The following is a 16,664-nucleotide window of genomic DNA, read 5'->3' on the forward strand; positions in this document are numbered from 1 at the left end:
ATCGCGTGGGCCGCGTGAGGTGTTATCACCTAGACCGTGCGGGGTCGGCCCGCGATCCAGCCCAGGGCGGTCAGCAGCACCAGCAGACCCGCCAGCGCGAGCATCGAGACCGTCCACGTGCCGGTCGCGCCGCGCAGCACCCCGAACGCGAACGGGCCCGTCGCGGAGATCAGGTAGCCGATGCTCTGGGCCATCGCGGACAGGCGCGCGGTGTCCGCGCCGGACGAGGTGCGCAGCGAGATCATCACGATCGCGAGCGGGAAGATGCCCATGCCGACGCCGATCAGCACCACCCACAGGGCGGGCGCGGCGGACGGCGCCAGGGCGAGGCCGAGCACGCCGAGCACCGACAGCGCGCCGAGCACCGCGACGAGACCTGACTGACCGGGTCGGCGGGCGGCCAGGGGCGGCACGACGAGGCTCACCGGCACGCCGAGCACCATGGTGACGGCCAGCAGCAGGCCGGCCGTGGCGCGGTCCACGCCGGCGGCGTCGACCAGGATCTGCGGCAGCCACCCCATCACGGTGTAGGCCAGCAGCGACTGGAGGCCGAAGAACACCGTGATCACCCACGCCAGCGGGCGGCGCAGCATGGACCTGCCGACCGGCGCCGGGCGGGCGGTGGCGCGGACCTCCCGCCCGTGCCGGGCCCCCGCCGCCCACAGCAGCAGGGCGGCCAGCGACAGGACCGCCCAGGCGCCCACGGCGAGCCGCCACGAGCCGAGCAGGGACTCCAGGCCCGGGGTGAGGGCGGCCCCGGCCGCCGCGCCGGCGGCGAGGGCGGCGGTGTAGACGCCGGTCACCAGGCCCACGCGGTTCGGGAACGACTCCTTCACCACCACCGGGATGAGCACGTTGCAGACCGCGATGCCCGCGCACGCGATGAACGTGCCGCCGAGCACCGTCGACGGCCCGTCGACCACGCGCAGCAGCAGGCCGAGGGTCAGCACGGCCAGCGACGCGCCGACCGCGCGGGCCAGGCCCAGGCGGCGGCCGAGCCACGGCGCGAGGAACGCGGCGACGCCGAAGCACAGCGTCGGCACGGCGGTCAGCAGGCTGGTCCAGGCCGCGGAGACGCCGAGCGAGGCGCGCACGTCGCCGAGCACGGAGGCCAGGCTCGTGACCGCGGGGCGGAGGTTCGCGGCGGCCAGCGCTACGCCGATCGCCAACAGGGTGCTGCCGACCAGGGCAACCTGCCTGCTCCGGCCTCCGGGACCGGCAGCATCACCAGCAGGATGGGCCGCGATCGTCGCATTGGCACCGGCTTCGGTGGCAGTGTGGACCATCGACGGTGACGGGTCGGGCTCGGTCTGCTGGATCGTCACGCGCACCACTATCGCAGACATGGGATGTTCGGATGAAAGGATGGACCTGTGCCATTGGCCACTACTCGGCGGGCCGGGCTCGTCGACCAGGTGATCGACCAGATGAGGGGGGCGATCGCCGCCGGTGAATGGCCGGTGGGTCGCCGCATCCCGCCGGAGCCAGAGCTGGTCACCGCCCTGGGTGTGGGCCGCAACACCGTCCGGGAAGCGGTGCGCGCGCTCTCCCACGCCGGGTTGCTGGAGGTCCGCCAGGGCGACGGCACCTTCGTCCGCGCCACCAGCGAGCTGTCCGGGGCGGTCCGCCGGATGTGCGGCAGCGAGCTGCGCGAGGTGCTCCAGGTCCGCCGGACGCTGGAGGTCGAGGGCGCGCGGCTGGCCGCCGTCCACCGCACCGACGACGAGCTGCACCGGCTGGCGGAGCTGCTGGACCAGCGGGACGAGGCGCTGGTCGCGAAGGACTGGGCCCGGCTGGTCGAGCGCGACACCGCGTTCCACGTGCTGCTGGTGCAGTGCTCGCACAACACCCTGCTCGCCGAGCTGTACCAGGGCCTGACCGAGGCGGTCCGGGCCAGCATCACGGCCACCGTGGAGACCGACCACGAGGACGAGCACGTGTCGCACACCGGCCTGCTGGACGCGGTGCGCGACCGCGACCCCGCGCGCGCCGCCGCCGAGGCGGGCGGGTTCCTGGAGGACCTGCTGGAGCGCCACAAGGGCTGACACCGGGACGGGGCCCGCAGCGGCGGTCGTCGCGGGAGGCCCCCGGTGACTCGGTCCACCCGCGAGTCGGCACACCCGGCGGCCGCCCCGGGCAGGCGTTCCACGGGCAGGCGCCCCGGAGCAGGCGTTCCACCCGGCGGTCACCACGGGCGGTCACCCCGGGCGGGCGGGGCGGGAGGGCACTGCGCCGCGCCGTCGCCTCAGGCCGTTTCGCGCTGCTCCCAGCAGCCGCGCAAGGCCGCGAGGGCGGCCGTGACAGCGGGTCGGCGACCCGCCTGGGTGCGCCAGACGGCGAACACGCGACGGGTCGGCGTGGGCACGAACGGCACCGCGCGCACCGCCTCCGGCAGCGCGCCCCGGCCCAACCGGGGCAGCAGCGCCACCCCGATGCCCCGGGCCAGCAGCGCCAACTGCGTCTCGTACTCCGCGACGCGGTGCGCCAGGTCGGGTTCCCGGCCCGCGCCCCGGAAGGTGTTGACCAGCCAGTCGTGGCAGATCGTGCCCTCCGGCTGGCAGATCCACCGCTCGCCGGCCAGGTCCTCCGGCGTCACCGCCGACCGGTCGGCCAGCGGGTGCGCCGCGGGCAGCAGCACGTCGGCGACGTCCTCGCCGAGGCGGGTCCGCGACACCGGCTCGGGCACGGGCAGCGGCGCGTTGACCCAGTCGTGCGTGACGGCCAGGTCCAGTTCGCCGCGCGCCACCGCCTCCAGGCCGTCCGGCGGGTCCAGCTCGACCACGCGCAGGTCCAGCCGCGGGTGGTCGCGGGCGAGCGACACCAGGGCGGCGGGCAGCAGGCCGCGCGCGGCCGTGGCGAACGCGCCGACGCGCAGCCGGCCCACCGCCTCGCCGCGCTGCTCCTCCAGCGCCACCTCGGCGCGCTCGACCAGCGCCAGCACCTGCCCGGCGGTGCCGGCCAGCAGGTGCGCCGCGTCGGTGAGCGCGACGCCGCGACCCCGGCGTTCCAGCAGCGCGGTGCGGGTCTCCCGCTCCAGCTTGGCGATCTGCTGGGACACCGCCGAGGGCGTGCAGTTGAGCGCGACCGCCGCCGCGCCGACCGAACCGTGGGTGGCCACGGCGTGCAGGGCGCGCAGCCGACCGAGATCCAACATGTAGCCATGCTAAACCAAAAGCCTTAGAACTAATTGCTAGTGCTAAACGGTCGTGGCGTCGAGAGTGGTCCGCGTGAAGCCACGCCACGTCGCCCTCGCCGTGCTCGTCGCCACCATCTGGGGCGTCAACTTCGTCGTCATCAAGGTGGGGCTGCGCGACTTCCCGCCGCTGTTCTTCTCCGCGCTGCGGTTCCTGGCCGCCGCCGTGCCCGCGCTGCTGTTCGTCGGCCCGCCCAAGGTGGCGTGGCGGTGGGTCGTCGCGGTGGCGCTCGCGCTGGGCGTGACCAAGTTCGGGCTGGTGTTCCTGGGCATGGCCGCCGGGATGCCCGCCGGCCTGTCGTCGCTGGTGCTCCAGAGCCAGGTGTTCTTCACCGTGCTGTTCGCGGCCCTGCTGCTGCGCGAGCGGCCCCGACCCGCGCAGCTGGCGGGGATGGCCGTGGCGGCGTCGGGCATCGTGGTGATCGCCCTGGACTACGGCGTGGGCGGCCCGCTGTCGGCGTTCCTGCTCGTGGTGCTGGGCGCGGTGGCGTGGGGCCTGGCGAACGTCGCCACCCGCCGCGCCCAGCCGCCGGACCAGCTGAACTTCATCGTGTGGGTGAGCGCGGTGGCCGTGCCGCCGCTGCTGGGCCTGTCGCTGGTGTTCGAGGGCGCGGCGGCGGACCTGGCCGCGCTGCGGGCGCTGAGCTGGACGGGCGTCGGCGCGGTCCTGTTCGTCGCGTGGGTGTCGACGCTGCTCGGCTTCGGGCTGTGGAACCTCCTGCTGCGCCGGTACGAGGCGAGCGCGGTGGTGCCGTTCGCGCTGCTGGTGCCGGTCGCCGGGATGCTGTCCGGGTGGCTGCTGCTCGGCGAGACCACCACGGCGACGCGGTTGGCCGGCGCGGGCCTGGTGGTGCTGGGCATGGCCGCGGCCACGGTGCGGCGGCGCTCGCCCGCGACCCCCGCCCCGGTGGTCGACGAACCCGCGGCGGTTCGCTGAGCCGGATCGGTGGTCGCCCGACACCACCGGGTCCCGTCACACGGGTGGCGCGCCCGCCGGTGGGACGACCGGCAGGCCCGCCGGCGCGCCGCGCTCCAGCAGCGCCGACACCGCGTCCGCGTCCAGGTGGTCCGCCACCAGGTCGCCGAGCAGGTCGAGCTGCGCCTCCCGGCGACCCGCGAAGCAGGTGTCCGGCGCGGGCGTGAAACCGGTGCGGCCCGCGTGGCCCGCGGCCCACCGCAGGAACGCCCGGCGGAACGCGTCGTTCTCCAGCAGGCCGTGCCAGTGGGTGCCGGCGACCCGGCCGCGCAGCGCGCCCTCCGGCGTGCCGTCCGGGAGGGTGACCAGGCCTTCCTCCGCGTTGCGGACCACCCGCCCGTGGTGGATCTCGTAGCCGGTCACCGGTTCGCCGAACGCCGTGCCGCGCGGCTGGTCCAGGGTCTTGTCCGCCTCGAACCGCACGTCCACGTCGAGCAGCCCCAGGCCGGGCACGTCGCCCGCCCCCGACTCGACCTCGTCCGACACGCGCCCGCCGAGCATCTGGAACCCGCCGCAGACGCCGAGCACCGGGCCGGGGTGCGCGGTGATCGCGTCGGCCAGGCCCGTGGCGCGCAGCCAGGCCAGGTCCGTCACGGTCGCCTTCGAGCCCGGCACGACCACCAGGTCCGCGTCGGCCAGCCGGGACGGCTCGGTGACGAACCTCACCGACACGCCCGGCTCGCAGGCCAGCGCCTCCACGTCGGTCGCGTTGGAGATCCGCGGCAGCCGGACCACGGCCACCCGCAACCACTGGTCGCCGCGCGGCGGCTCGGGGCGGCCGATGACGCCGTCGGCGGCGTAGGACAGGGAGTCCTCGGCGTCCAGCCACAGCTCCTCGCGCCACGGCAGCACGCCGAGCACGGGCCGCCCGGTGAGGGCGCGCAGCTGCTCCAGGCCCGGCCGCAACAGCTCCGGGTCGCCGCGGAACTTGTTCACCACGAACCCGCCGACCAGCGCCTGGTCGGCCGGGTCGAGCAGGGCGAGGGTGCCGAACAGGTGCGCGAACACGCCGCCGCGGTCGATGTCGCCGACCACCAGCACCGGCAGGTCCGCCGCCCGCGCCAGGCCCATGTTGGCGATGTCGTTCGCCCGCAGGTTGATCTCGGCTGGCGAGCCCGCGCCCTCGCAGATCACCACGTCGTGGTCGGCGCGCAGCCCCTCCAGCGTGGCCAGCACCGTGGTGAACAGCTCGGCCTTGCGCTCGCGGTAGGACAGCGCGGACACCTCGCCGACCGCCCTGCCCAGCACCACGACCTGCGAGCTGCGGTCACCGCCCGGCTTGAGCAGCACCGGGTTGAACCGCACGCTCGGCTCCAGCCCGCACGCGGCGGCCTGGAGCGCCTGCGCGCGGCCGATCTCGCCGCCGTCCCGGGTGACCACCGAGTTGTTGGACATGTTCTGCGCCTTGAACGGCGCCGTCCTGACGCCCCGCCGGGTCAGCCAGCGGCACAGGCCGGCGGCCAGCACGCTCTTCCCGGCGTCCGAGGTCGTCCCGGCCACCAGCAACGCACCTCGCACGAACACCCCCCGCTGTCGGTCCAGGCTGACATCATCCACGTCATGGTCGACCAGCCCGCCACCGCAGTCCTGGTGCACAGCCCCTACCTCGGACCGGCCAGCCTCCGGCCCCTCGCCGGGGCGCTGGAGGAGCTGGGGCACCCCGTGCTCCTGCTCGACCTGCGGGTCACGGTCAACGCCGCGCCGGTGCACCAGCGCCTGCTCGGCGTGTTCGCCGACGCGGTGGAGGACGCGGGCGTGGAGGGCGAGCTGGTGCTCGTCGGGCACAGCGGCGCGGGTCCGCTGCTGCCCGCGTTCGCCGACGCCCTGGAGACGACCGTGCGCGGCCTGGTGTTCCTCGACGCCGAGCTGCCCACGCCCGGCCGCAGTTGGCGCGACGGCGCGCCCCCGGAGCGCATGGCCCGGCTGAAGACCATCTCGCGGGCCGGCCTGATGCCGCGCTGGGACCTCTGGTTCGCGCCCGAGGCCCTGTCGGCGATGGTGCCCGACGTGCGGCTGCTGGAGGAGATCGTCGCCGAGGCCCCGGAGGTGCCGCTGGCGTTCCTCAAGGAGCCCCGGCCCACCGTCCCGTGGACCGGGGCGTGCTCCTACCTGCGGCTCAGCCGGACCTACGACGGCGCGGCCGAGGCCGCCCGGTCGCTGGGCTGGCCGGTGGTGTCGCTCGACGCGCACCACCTGGCCGCCGCCACCGCGCCCGAGCGGGTCGCGGCGGCGCTGGTCCCGCTGCTCAGCAGACGGTGAGGATCTCCGAGCCGTCCTCGGTCACCACGATCGTGTGCTCGAACTGGGCGGTCCAGCTCTTGTCGCGGGTGGTGACCGTCCAGCCGTCGTCCCACATGTCGTGCTCGATGCCGCCGAGGGTGATCATCGGCTCGATGGTGAACGTCATGCCCGGCTCGATGACCGTCGGGACGTGCGGCGCGTCGTAGTGCAGCACGACCAGGCCGCTGTGGAAGGTGCGGCCGATGCCGTGGCCGGTGAAGTCGCGGACCACGCCGTAGCCGAAGCGGTTGGCGTAGGCCTCGATGACGCGGCCCACGACGTTGAGCTGCCGACCCGGCCTGACCGCCTTGATGGCGCGCATGGTGGCCTCGTGCGTGCGCTCGACGAGCAGCCGGACCTCCTCGCGCACCTCGCCGGCGAGGAAGGTGGCGTTGGTGTCGCCGTGGACGCCGCCGATGTAGGCGGTCACGTCGACGTTGACGATGTCGCCGTCCTCGACCACGGTCGAGTCGGGGATGCCGTGGCAGATGACCTCGTTGAGCGAGGTGCAGCAGGACTTCGGGAACCCGCGGTAGCCCAGCGTCGAGGGGTAGGCGCCGTTGTCGCACAGGAACTCGTGGACGACCGCGTCGACCTCGTCGGTGGTGACGCCGGGCACGATGACCTTGCCCGCTTCCTGGAGGGCCTGCGCGGCGAGGCGGCCGGCCACGCGCATCGCCTCGACGACCTCCGGCGGCTGCACCCAGGGATCGGTGTTGCGCCTGGGTTCTGGCCGGTCGACGTACTCGGGCCGCTCGATCTGGGAGGGCACGGGACGGCGCGGGGACTGCACACCTGGCTGGAGGACGGCACGCACGGACATGCCCTCCAGGTTACGGCGCGACGGGAAGGGCGCGGTCACCCCCGGTGGGCGAACCCCTCCACCCCGTGCCGCACGGCCCGGATCAGCTCGACCCGCGCGAGGGAGCCGCCGACCCGCCGCGCGTCGGGCCGGGCGTCGAGCCACTCGCGCACCTGTCAGCCCAGCGCGCCCAGGAACCGCGCCGACGCCTCCACCGCCGGCACCGACGAGTTCGTGCCCAGCAGCAGGGTCGCGAAGGCGACGTCGCCCCGGTAGCCGATGAACCAGCCGTGGGAGTTGGTGCCGTCGCCGAACTGCGCCGTGCCCGTCTTGCCGCGCACGTCGCCGAACGGCTTGAGCTGCGGCGCGGACCCCGACTCGACCACCTCGCGCATCATCGCCCGCAGCGGCTCCAACACCGCCGGGGACGGCGGCGCGGGCTTGCGCCGCACCTCGGTCTCCCGGTCCGCCAGCACCGACGGCACCGGCGCCTCGCCCGACGCCGCCGTCGCCGCCACCAGCGCCATGCCGAACGGGCTGGCCAGCACCTTCCCCTGGCCGAAGCCGTCCTCCGCGCGCTCCACCACGTCGGTCGCGGGCGGCGCGGAGCCGGTGATCGTGGTGACGGCCGGGATGCCGAAGTCGACGCCGAGGCCGAACGAGTCGGCGGTCCTGGTCAGCTCGTCCGGCGCCATCTCGGCGGCGAGCTGCGCGAACGTCGTGTTGCACGACACCGCGAACGCCGTGCGCAGCGGGATCGTGCCCTTGTCGAACTCGCGGTCGTTCGGCACGATCCGCCGCCCGCCGACGGTGGTCCGCCCGGGGCACGGCACGGGGCTGTCGGCGGTCGCCCTCCCCGACGCCAGGGCCGCCGCCGCGGTCACCACCTTGAACGTCGACCCGGGCGGGTACTGGCCGGTCAGCGCCACCGCGCCCTCGGCGTCGGCCGGCCCGTTCTGCGCCACGGCCAGCACGTCGCCGGTCGACGCGGACAGCGCCACGAGCATCGCCGCGCCGGGCACCGGCTCCACCGCGTCCTCGGCGGCCGTCATCACGGTCCGGCTGAGCACGGTCCGGATGGCCCGCGCGGGTTCGGGCAGCAGCTCGTGCAGGGTCTCCACCTCCTCGCCCGCCGCGTTGACGGTGTAGACGCGCAGGCCGGCCCGACCGGCGATGTCCTCCTCCACGAACCGCCGCACCGCGGGCAGCACCTGGGAGCCGAACGTCCGCGACGGCGCGAGCAGCGTCTTCTGCGAGGTGAACCGCACGCCGGGCAGGTCGTAGATGGCGGGCTTGACGCTCTGGTAGTCCGCGTCCCGCAGCGCCGCCACCTGGTAGACCTGCCCGGAGGGCGCGTTCGAGGCGCCCTCGGTGATGGACCGCGGCGTGATCGCCGCGTCGATCGGGGACAGCGCCGCGGCCAGCGACCCGGCGACCGCGTCCAGGTCGCCCGCCTCGCCGGGGTCGAGCAGCACGGACACGACGACCTCGGGCGACAGCAGCGGCACGCCGTCGCGGTCCAGCACGGGCGCGGGGTCGGGCTTCACCTCGACCAGGCCCAGCACCTGCTGCGCGCCCAGCTTCGGGTGCACGAGCGACGGCGCCCAGCGCACCTTCCAGGCGTCCTCCTCGCGGCGCAGCTCCAGCCGGGCCTGGTAGCTCCACGCGTGCCCGTGCCCGAGGTCCCAGTCGTACTTCACGTCCGCCTCGGCGGTCGCGGACTCCCCCGACGCGCGGACCTGCTCCACGGCGGCGCGCAGGCCGGTGGGCTTGAGCACCTCGCGCACCTTGCCCAACAGGTCCCTGGCGCCGCCGGGGTCGTCGGTGGCGGCCGCCGCGCCGTCGAGGTCCCCGTTCACGACCCTGGTCAGGAAGTCGTTCGCCACCTCATCGGGGCCCGGTCGGGAGGAGAACAGGCCACAGCCGCCGACGAGCAGCAGCACGACCCCGGAGAGGGCCACCGTGCGCGGGATCACGTCGCCGAGTATGCCCGTCCGCAACTATCGGGTTTCGACCGGTTCGCGGCGCTCCGGGGCCGGTGTCAGAACAGCACGGTGGCGTACTCGCCGACCTGGTTGAAGCCGATCTTGCGGTAGGCGGCCCTGGCCACGTCGTTGTAGGAGTTCACGTACAGCGAGGCGGTCCGGCCGAGGCCCTTGACCAGGCGTTCGGCCACCGCCGCGGTGCCCGCCGCGCCGAGGCCGCGCCCGCGCCGGTCCGGCCGCACCCACACGCCCTGGATCTGGCCGACCTTGGTGGACATGGCGCCGATCTCGGCCTTGAACACCACGTCGCCGTCCTCGAACCGGGCGAACGCCCGGCCGCCCGCGATCAGCTCGGCCACCCGCGCCCGGTAGGACGCGCCGCCGTCGTCGGCGCACGGGTCGACGCCGACCTCCTCGATGAACATCGCGATCGCCGCGGGCAGGTACCGGTCCAGCTCCTCGGGCCGCACCGGCCGCACCAGCGGGTCGGGCGGGATCGCCGGGCCCCCGCCCAGCGCCATCAGCGGCTGGGCGGCGCGCACCTCGCGGGCGGGGCCCCAGTCCGGGGTCAGCTCCTCCCACAGGCCGAGCACCTGCTCCGCGGGCCCGACGAGCGACGAGCACATCCGGCCCCGGCGGCGGGCCCGGTCGGCGAAGCTGCGCAGCGCGGGCGGGCCGCCGCACAGCGGGATGAGGTTCGGCCCGGCGAAGCACAGCGCGTCGATCCGACCGCCGCGCAGCGAGCGCTGGTCGTACGCCCACAGCTCGCCGCCCAGCCGCCACGGGTCGAGCCCCGCGACCTCGACCCGGGAGGCGACCATGCAGGACGCCACCGGGTCGGCCGCCAGCACCGCGAGGACCTCGGGCAGGTCCCGCTCGTCGAGCAACCGCGCGCCAGCGAGCCTCAACACGCGTCAAGCGTGCCAGATGGACGGCTGGTCGCGCGCGTCGGACACCCGCTCAGCCGACCGTCACCACCGGCTCGCCCTGCGCCGACTCGCCGATCTCTTCGGCAATGCGCATGGCTTCCTCGATGAGGGTCTCGACGATCTGGTGCTCGGGCACGGTCTTGATCACCTGGCCCTTGACGAAGATCTGGCCCTTGCCGTTGCCCGAGGCCACACCCAGGTCCGCCTCGCGCGCCTCGCCCGGACCGTTCACCACGCAGCCCATCACGGCCACGCGCAGGGGCACCTCCATGCCCTCCAACCCGGCGGTCACCTGCTCGGCCAGCGTGTAGACGTCCACCTGGGCCCGCCCGCACGACGGGCAGGAGACGATCTCCAGCTTGCGCGGCCGCAGGTTCAGCGACTGGAGGATCTGGTGGCCGACCTTGACCTCCTCGACCGGCGGGGCCGACAGCGACACCCGGATCGTGTCCCCGATCCCCTGCCGCAGCAGCGCCCCGAACGCCACCGCCGACTTGATCGTGCCCTGGAACGCCGGACCGGCCTCGGTCACGCCCAGGTGCAGCGGGTAGTCGCACTGCTCGGCCAGCAGCTCGTAGGCCCGGATCATCACCACCGGGTCGTTGTGCTTGACGCTGATCTTCAGGTCGTGGAAGTCGTGCTCGGCGAACAGCGACGCCTCCCACAGCGCCGACTCCGCCAGCGCCTCCGGGGTGGCCTTGCCGTACTTGGCCATCAACCGCGGGTCCAGCGACCCGGCGTTGACCCCGATCCGGATCGGGGTGTCGTGGTCGCGGGCCGCCTGGGCGATCTCCTTGACCTTGTCGTCGAACTTCTTGATGTTGCCCGGGTTCACCCGCACCGCCGCGCACCCGGCCTCGATCGCCGCGAACACGTACTTCGGCTGGAAGTGGATGTCCGCGATCACCGGGATCTGCGACTTGCGCGCGATCGCCGCCAGCGCGTCCGCGTCGTCCTGCGACGGGCACGCCACCCGCACGATGTCGCACCCCGCCGCGGTCAGCTCCGCGATCTGCTGCAACGTGGCGTTGACGTCGGCGGTCACCGTGGTGGTCATCGACTGCACGGAGACCGGGAACTCGCTGCCCACCCCCACCGAGCCCACCATGAGCTGGCGGGTCTTGCGCCGCTCCGACAACACCGGGGGCGGCATCGCCGGGATACCGAGCATGACGCCGTCGGTCATGGGTTGCACACCTCTCACTGGAGCCGGATCGGGTTGACGATGTCCGCGGTGACCGTCAGCAGCGTGATGGCGCCGCCGACGAAGATCACGAAGTAGGTCAGCGGGAGCAGCCGCAGGTAGTTCACCGGCGCCCCGTCGGGCAGGCCGCGGAGCTTCCTGATCCAGTTTCGCACCCGTTCGTAGAGGTTGACGGCGATGTGACCACCGTCAAGCGGCAACAGGGGCAGGAGGTTGAACACACCGACGAAGAAGTTGAGGCCGGCCAACATCATCCAGAAGAACTGCCACAGGCCCTGCTCGACCGCCTCGCCGCCGAGCCTGCTCGCGCCGACCACGCTGACCGGGCTGTCCACGTCGCGCTCGCCGCCGGCGATGGCCTCGACGACCGCGGGGATCTTCTCCGGGAACCGGAGCAGGCCGTGCCACGTGTTGACGAACATGTCGCCGGTGAAGTCGCTCGCGCCGCCGAGCGCGGTGAGCGCGTTGTACTCGAAGTTGCGCTGGTGGATGATGCCGATCGCGCCGACTTCCTCCTTGTAGGTGGAGCCGTCCTCGCGCACCAGCTCCCGCTCCACGCGGGCGACGTCGACGGTGAGGTCCAGCCGCTGCCCGTCGCGCAGCACCTGGAACTCGGTGTCCCCGGACCGCTCGCGGGTGGCCTTCAGCACGTCGGTCCAGGTCGGGGTGGCGGCGCCGCCCACGGCCACGATCTCGTCACCGGCCAGGAAGCCCGCGTCCCTGGCCGGCGCGGGCGCGCCGGGGGCGCAGTCGGCCTCGACGCTGCTCTGCACGCAGGCGGAGACCTCCTGGACCACGGGGGTGCTGCGGAGGTTCGGCAGGCCGAGGGTGAAGGCCATCAGGTAGAGGATGATGAAGCCGAGGATGAAGTGCGTGATGGAGCCCGCGGAGAGCACGACGACGCGCTTCCAGGTCTTCTGCCGGTAGAACGCCCGGTGCTCGTCCTCGGGGCGGACCTCCTCCAGCGAGGTCATGCCGGTGATCTCGCAGAACCCGCCCGCCGGGATGGCCTTGAGGCCGTACTCGGTCTCGCCGCGGCGGAACGACCAGATCTTGGGGCCGAACCCGATGAAGTACCGGGTGACCTTCATCCCGAACATCTTCGCGGTGCCGAGGTGCCCCAGCTCGTGCAGCGCGATGGAGATGCCGATGAGCAGGGCGAACAGCAGGATGCCCAAAAAGTAGACCACTGTCAGTCCTTCCCGTGGCCCACCGAGGTGGCCACGAGTTCCCGTGCCCGCGCTCGGGCCCACTCCTCCGCCGCGAGCACCTCGGCGACGTCCGCCGGTTCCCGCGACCAGCCGCCCGCCTCCGCCAGCACCCGCTCCACAGTGTCCACGATGGAGGTGAAGGGGGCGTCATCGGCGAGGAAGGCCGCGACGGCTTCCTCGTTGGCGGCGTTGTAGACGGCGGGCAGGCACCCGCCGCCGGAACCCGCCTGCCTGGCCAGCCGCACCGCCGGGAACGTCTCGTCGTCCAGCGGCTCGAAGGTCCAGGCCGTCGCCACGTCGAAGGTACACGCGGCCGCGGCGCCGGGGACGCGTTCGGGCCAACCGAGGGCCAGCGAGATCGGCAGGCGCATGTCGGGCGGGCTGGCCTGGGCGAGCGTGGAGCCGTCGGTGAAGGTCACCATCGAGTGGATGACCGACTGCGGGTGCACGACCACGTCGATGTCGTCGTAGGGCACGCCGAACAGCAGCTGCGCCTCGATCAGCTCCAGGCCCTTGTTGACCAGGGTGGCCGAGTTGATCGTGATGACCGGTCCCATGGACCAGGTCGGGTGGGCCAGGGCCTGGGCGGCGGTGACGCCGTCCAGCTCGGCGCGGGAGCGACCGCGGAACGGCCCGCCGGAGGCGGTGAGCACCAGCTTGGCGACCTCGTCGGCGCGGCCGCCGCGCAGGCACTGGGCCAGCGCGGAGTGCTCGGAGTCGACCGGCACGAGCTGGCCGGGCCTCGCGGCCTTGAGCACCAGCGGCCCGCCCGCGATCAGCGACTCCTTGTTGGCCAGGGCCAGCGTCGCGCCCGTGGCGAGCGCGTGCAGCGTGGGCGCGAGGCCGATGGAGCCGGTGATGCCGTTGAGCACCACGTCCGCGGGCGTGGAGTCGATGAGGTCGGTCATGGCGGTGGGCCCCGCCAGGATGCGCGGGAGCTTGAACTCGCCGCGCGAGTACCCGCGCCGCTGCGCCTCGGCGTAGAGGGCGAGGGTGACGTCCTCCACGGCGGTGGCGCGGGCGACCGCGACGGCCTCCACCCCGGCCTCCAGGGCCTGCGCGGCGAGGGCGGCGGGGTCCGCGCCCCCGGCGGCCAGGCCGGCGACGGCGAAGCGGTCGCGGTTGGCGGCGATGACGTCGAGGGCCTGGGTGCCGATGGAGCCGGTGGAACCGAGGACCAGGACCGTGCGTGGTGTGCTCATCGACGCCCATTGTTCCGGACCCCGCCTGAGGGCCCCGCACGGCGGTAGTTGATAACAGAAGAGTAACGCAGGCGTGTTCTCACTCGAAGGTGGGCACTCCTCGATCAAGCGCCGCGACGGATCCGCCCGCCGCGGCCCGCAGGAAGGAGAGCCCCCGTGGGCATCTTGGGTTGGATTGTTCTCGGCCTGATCGCGGGTGCCATCGCCAAGGCCATCATGCCTGGTCGTGACCCCGGTGGCATCATCATCACGATGCTGCTCGGCATCGTCGGCGCCATCATCGGCGGTTTCGTCGGCCGTGCGATCTTCAACTCCGACATCAACTCGTTCTTCGACCTGAGCACGTGGCTGCTGGCCATCCTCGGCTCGCTCATCGTGCTCGGCGTCTACCGGCTGGTGACCGGCAAGCGGGCCAGGGCTTGACCTGATCACCCGCCTCGGCGGGCTTGACGAGCCCCACTCGCGCGGCCCCCACCGACTCCCGTCGGTGGGGGCCGCGCCGCGTTCGGGCACGAACGCGGCACCTGCCGCGCAAACGTTTGCGCCACCCGTGGGCGCCCGACCGCCGCCGGGAGCCCCGCCGATCAGCCCGCCAGCCCCGCGTCGCGCGCCAGCAGCGCCGCCTGCACCCGGTTGGTGAGCCCCAGCTTGGCCAGCAGCCTGCTCACGTAGGTCTTCACGGTCGCCTCGCTCATGTGCAGCCGCTGGCCCACGTCCGCGTTCGACATGCCCAGCCCCAGCAGCGCCAGCACCTCGACCTCGCGCTCGGTCAGCGCCTGGACCTGGCGCATCGCCTCCTGGCGGCGCGGCTGGCCCACCTGGGCGACCATCCCGACCACCCGGCTGGTCACCATGGGCGACAGGTACGCCTCGCCCGCGTGCACGGCCCGCACCGCGCGCAGCAGCTCCTCCGGCGCCGAGTCCTTCAGCAGGAACCCCGCCGCGCCGTCCGACAGCGCCCGGACGATGTTGTCGTCCTCGCCGAACGTGGTCAGCACCACGACCCGCACCGAGGGCGCCACCGACCGCAGCTCGCGCGCCGCCGACAACCCGTCCAGCCGCGGCATGCGGATGTCGAGCACGGCGACGTCCACCCGCCGCTCCCGCGCGATCCGCACGGCCTCCCGCCCGTCGCCGGCCTCGGCGACCAGCTCGATGTCGTCTGCGGTGCCGAGGATGGCCTTGATGCCCGCGCGCATCAGCGGCTCGTCGTCGGCGATGAGGACCCGGATCAACGTTCACATCCCCTGGAGGTGGGTTTCCTTCTCGATCAGCTTGCCGTCCGCGAAGCAGAACCGCACGACCTTCGTCGCCCGCGACGAGTAGGACTGCTCGTCCGCCACGCGGTACACGCAGTTCGCGCCAGGCGGCTCGGGCGACGCGTCCGACGTGACGTCGCCCACCGGCGGTTCCGCGCCGCCGGGCAGCCGCGCCACCACGTCGGCCTCGGCCTGCCCGACCTCGACCGACTCGTAGAGCCGCTGGTCGACGACCTTGGTGGTGGGCTGGATGCCCAGCCACGTGTAGCCGCCGACCACCACGACCACCACGGTCGCGGCCAGCACGATCGAGCCGACGCCCGCCCACTTGCGGATGCCGCTCGGCTTGGCGGTCGCGGCGGGCTCCTCGTCGGGCGGCTCGTCGTCGGCCGCGGCGGTGTCCTCGTAGGGCAGCACGGCCGCGATCCGGAACCCGCCGGCAGCCGGCTCGCCGACGTGCAGCATCCCGCCCGCCAGGCGCACCCGCTCGCCGAGCCCGATCAGGCCGAACCCGGCGCCCTTGGGCGGCTTGGCGCGCGGCGCGTTGTTGCGGACCTCCACCACCAGCGCGTCCGGCTCGTACTTCACCGTCACCTGGACGCTCGCGCCCGGCGCGTGCTTGCTGGCGTTGGTCAGGCCCTCCTGGGCGATGCGGTAGGCGGCGTGGCTGACCTTCGCGGGCAGCGCGAGCGGCTGCCCGCCGCGCACCAGGCTCACCCGCACCCCGGCCCGCCGCGCGCCCTCGACCAGCTCGTCGATCGCGTCCACGGTGCGCCGGACCGGGTCCTCCTCGGGCTCCTCGTCGCGCCGCAGCACGCCGATGACGCCGCGCAGCTCCTCCATGGCGGTGAGCGCGGCGCTGCGCAGCACCTGCACCGCCTCGCGCTGGCGCTCGCCCAGCCCGCCGTCCAGCGCCAGCGCGCCCGCGTGCACCGAGATCAGGCTGAGCCGGTGGCCGAGGCTGTCGTGCATGTCCTGCGCGATCCGGTTGCGCTCGCGCAGCCGGACCTGGCGCGACACCATGCGCCGCTCGCGCACCACCCGCTCCTCGCGTTCCTGCAACGCCGCGACCAGCGCGTTCCGCTGCGCGACGTACCGGCCGACCAGGAACGGCAGGGCCACCACCATGCCGTAGACGGTCAGCATCACCCACGACCCGAACAGCCCGTTCAGCCCCGGCGCGGACACGTCCCAGGCCAGCATGTGCAGCGCCAGCGCCAGCACGGCGGTGAGCAGTGCGCGCTGCCAGGGGATGATCCGGTAGCCGGCGGCGTAGCTGAGCATGATGACCAGCACCACGCCCCCGTGCCGGGTGCTGAACACCGTCCAGGTGCCGCCCAGCAGCGCCAGGGCCGGGAACATCAGCCGCGCGAGGTACAGCGCCGCGTAGCCGCCGCCCAGGGCCAGCAGCACCCACAGCGGTTGGTCGGGGTCGCCGCCGAGCCAGCCGGGGAACACGTCCAGCGCCAGCAGCACCAGCACCGCCAGCACCTCGCGCCCCGCCCGCCACGGGGTCACCCCGGAGAGGCGCCGGGCGTGCTCCCGCAGGAACTCGGCCGGCGCCACCCGCAGGTCCGGCAGGTCTCCCCGGAGCCGATGAACCACAGACGTCACAGCGGACCA

Annotated in this window: 15 protein-coding genes; 4 read left to right on the forward strand and 11 right to left on the reverse strand. The window is 73.8% G+C overall.

Going from position 1 to position 16,664, the window contains the following annotated elements; genetic code table 11:
* Window positions 1-29: 29 nt before the first annotated feature.
* The gene (locus ABD223_RS07235; RefSeq protein WP_344035142.1) at window positions 30-1,169 is read right to left on the reverse strand and encodes an MFS transporter; all 1,140 of its coding nucleotides are present in this window, start codon (window positions 1,167-1,169) and stop codon (window positions 30-32) included.
* Window positions 1,170-1,373: 204 nt separating this feature from the next.
* Here ABD223_RS07235 and ABD223_RS07240 point away from each other — a divergent pair, with 204 nt between their 5' ends.
* Window positions 1,374-2,045, forward strand: a complete 672-nt coding sequence (locus tag ABD223_RS07240; protein WP_344035143.1) for a FadR/GntR family transcriptional regulator — start codon at window positions 1,374-1,376, stop codon at window positions 2,043-2,045.
* Between the two features lie 200 nt (window positions 2,046-2,245).
* Here the strand turns inward: ABD223_RS07240 and ABD223_RS07245 are convergent, their stop codons facing one another.
* Complete coding sequence (locus ABD223_RS07245) at window positions 2,246-3,154, reverse strand: LysR family transcriptional regulator (RefSeq protein WP_344035144.1); 909 nt, start codon at window positions 3,152-3,154, stop codon at window positions 2,246-2,248.
* Between the two features lie 73 nt (window positions 3,155-3,227).
* Between ABD223_RS07245 and ABD223_RS07250 the strand changes: the two genes are divergently transcribed.
* The gene (locus ABD223_RS07250) at window positions 3,228-4,130 is read left to right on the forward strand and encodes an EamA family transporter (RefSeq protein ID WP_344035146.1); all 903 of its coding nucleotides are present in this window, start codon (window positions 3,228-3,230) and stop codon (window positions 4,128-4,130) included.
* Window positions 4,131-4,166: 36 nt separating this feature from the next.
* Here the strand turns inward: ABD223_RS07250 and ABD223_RS07255 are convergent, their stop codons facing one another.
* Window positions 4,167-5,687 carry a cobyric acid synthase gene (locus ABD223_RS07255; protein WP_344035147.1) on the reverse strand — a complete coding sequence of 507 codons (1,521 nt, stop codon included), beginning with the start codon at window positions 5,685-5,687 and terminating at the stop codon, window positions 4,167-4,169.
* Between the two features lie 42 nt (window positions 5,688-5,729).
* On the opposite strand from ABD223_RS07255, the gene ABD223_RS07260 reads away from it, so the two are divergent.
* A complete protein-coding gene (locus ABD223_RS07260) occupies window positions 5,730-6,428 on the forward strand; it encodes an alpha/beta fold hydrolase (protein ID WP_344035148.1) in 699 nt (232 codons plus the stop codon).
* Here the strand turns inward: ABD223_RS07260 and map are convergent.
* The 6 genes from map to dxr form a co-directional block, all read right to left on the reverse strand.
* Complete coding sequence (map, locus tag ABD223_RS07265) at window positions 6,415-7,272, reverse strand: type I methionyl aminopeptidase (RefSeq protein WP_344035149.1); 858 nt, start codon at window positions 7,270-7,272, stop codon at window positions 6,415-6,417. The genes ABD223_RS07260 and map overlap by 14 nt on opposite strands.
* A gap of 155 nt (window positions 7,273-7,427) precedes the next feature.
* Window positions 7,428-9,227: a penicillin-binding transpeptidase domain-containing protein gene (locus ABD223_RS07270; RefSeq protein WP_344035150.1), complete on the reverse strand. Its 1,800-nt coding sequence runs from the start codon at window positions 9,225-9,227 to the stop codon at window positions 7,428-7,430.
* Window positions 9,228-9,292: 65 nt separating this feature from the next.
* A complete protein-coding gene (locus tag ABD223_RS07275; protein WP_344035151.1) occupies window positions 9,293-10,147 on the reverse strand; it encodes a GNAT family N-acetyltransferase in 855 nt (284 codons plus the stop codon).
* A 49-nt stretch (window positions 10,148-10,196) separates the two neighbouring features.
* Window positions 10,197-11,351: a flavodoxin-dependent (E)-4-hydroxy-3-methylbut-2-enyl-diphosphate synthase gene (ispG, locus tag ABD223_RS07280; protein ID WP_344035152.1), complete on the reverse strand. Its 1,155-nt coding sequence runs from the start codon at window positions 11,349-11,351 to the stop codon at window positions 10,197-10,199.
* Window positions 11,352-11,365: 14 nt separating this feature from the next.
* Window positions 11,366-12,559 (reverse strand): M50 family metallopeptidase, encoded by a 1,194-nt coding sequence (locus tag ABD223_RS07285; protein ID WP_344035153.1) that lies wholly within the window; start codon window positions 12,557-12,559, stop codon window positions 11,366-11,368.
* 2 nt (window positions 12,560-12,561) lie between these two features.
* A complete protein-coding gene (gene dxr, locus ABD223_RS07290; RefSeq protein ID WP_344035154.1) occupies window positions 12,562-13,782 on the reverse strand; it encodes a 1-deoxy-D-xylulose-5-phosphate reductoisomerase in 1,221 nt (406 codons plus the stop codon).
* A 156-nt stretch (window positions 13,783-13,938) separates the two neighbouring features.
* Here dxr and ABD223_RS07295 point away from each other — a divergent pair, with 156 nt between their 5' ends.
* Window positions 13,939-14,205 carry a GlsB/YeaQ/YmgE family stress response membrane protein gene (locus ABD223_RS07295; RefSeq protein ID WP_344035156.1) on the forward strand — a complete coding sequence of 89 codons (267 nt, stop codon included), beginning with the start codon at window positions 13,939-13,941 and terminating at the stop codon, window positions 14,203-14,205.
* Between the two features lie 161 nt (window positions 14,206-14,366).
* On the opposite strand, the gene ABD223_RS07300 is transcribed toward ABD223_RS07295, so the two are convergent.
* On the reverse strand, window positions 14,367-15,017 hold the full coding sequence (locus ABD223_RS07300) for a response regulator (RefSeq protein ID WP_344035157.1): 651 nt from the start codon (window positions 15,015-15,017) through the stop codon (window positions 14,367-14,369).
* A 3-nt stretch (window positions 15,018-15,020) separates the two neighbouring features.
* Complete coding sequence (locus tag ABD223_RS07305) at window positions 15,021-16,655, reverse strand: sensor histidine kinase (protein WP_344035158.1); 1,635 nt, start codon at window positions 16,653-16,655, stop codon at window positions 15,021-15,023.
* Window positions 16,656-16,664 lie beyond the last annotated feature (9 nt).

It is taken from the genome of Saccharothrix xinjiangensis, from assembly GCF_039527585.1.
Taxonomy (GTDB): Bacteria; Actinomycetota; Actinomycetes; order Mycobacteriales; family Pseudonocardiaceae; genus Actinosynnema; species Actinosynnema xinjiangensis.

Bases quoted from the DNA above. Each gene is read 5' to 3' on its own strand.
- ABD223_RS07245 (WP_344035144.1), bottom strand. From the start codon at position 3,154: ATGTTGGATCTCGGTCGGCTGCGCGCCCTGCACGCCGTGGCCACCCAC.
- ispG (WP_344035152.1), bottom strand. From the start codon at position 11,351: ATGACCGACGGCGTCATGCTCGGTATCCCGGCGATGCCGCCCCCGGTG.
- dxr (WP_344035154.1), bottom strand. From the start codon at position 13,782: ATGAGCACACCACGCACGGTCCTGGTCCTCGGTTCCACCGGCTCCATC.
- map (WP_344035149.1), bottom strand. From the start codon at position 7,272: ATGTCCGTGCGTGCCGTCCTCCAGCCAGGTGTGCAGTCCCCGCGCCGT.
- ABD223_RS07260 (WP_344035148.1), top strand. From the start codon at position 5,730: ATGGTCGACCAGCCCGCCACCGCAGTCCTGGTGCACAGCCCCTACCTC.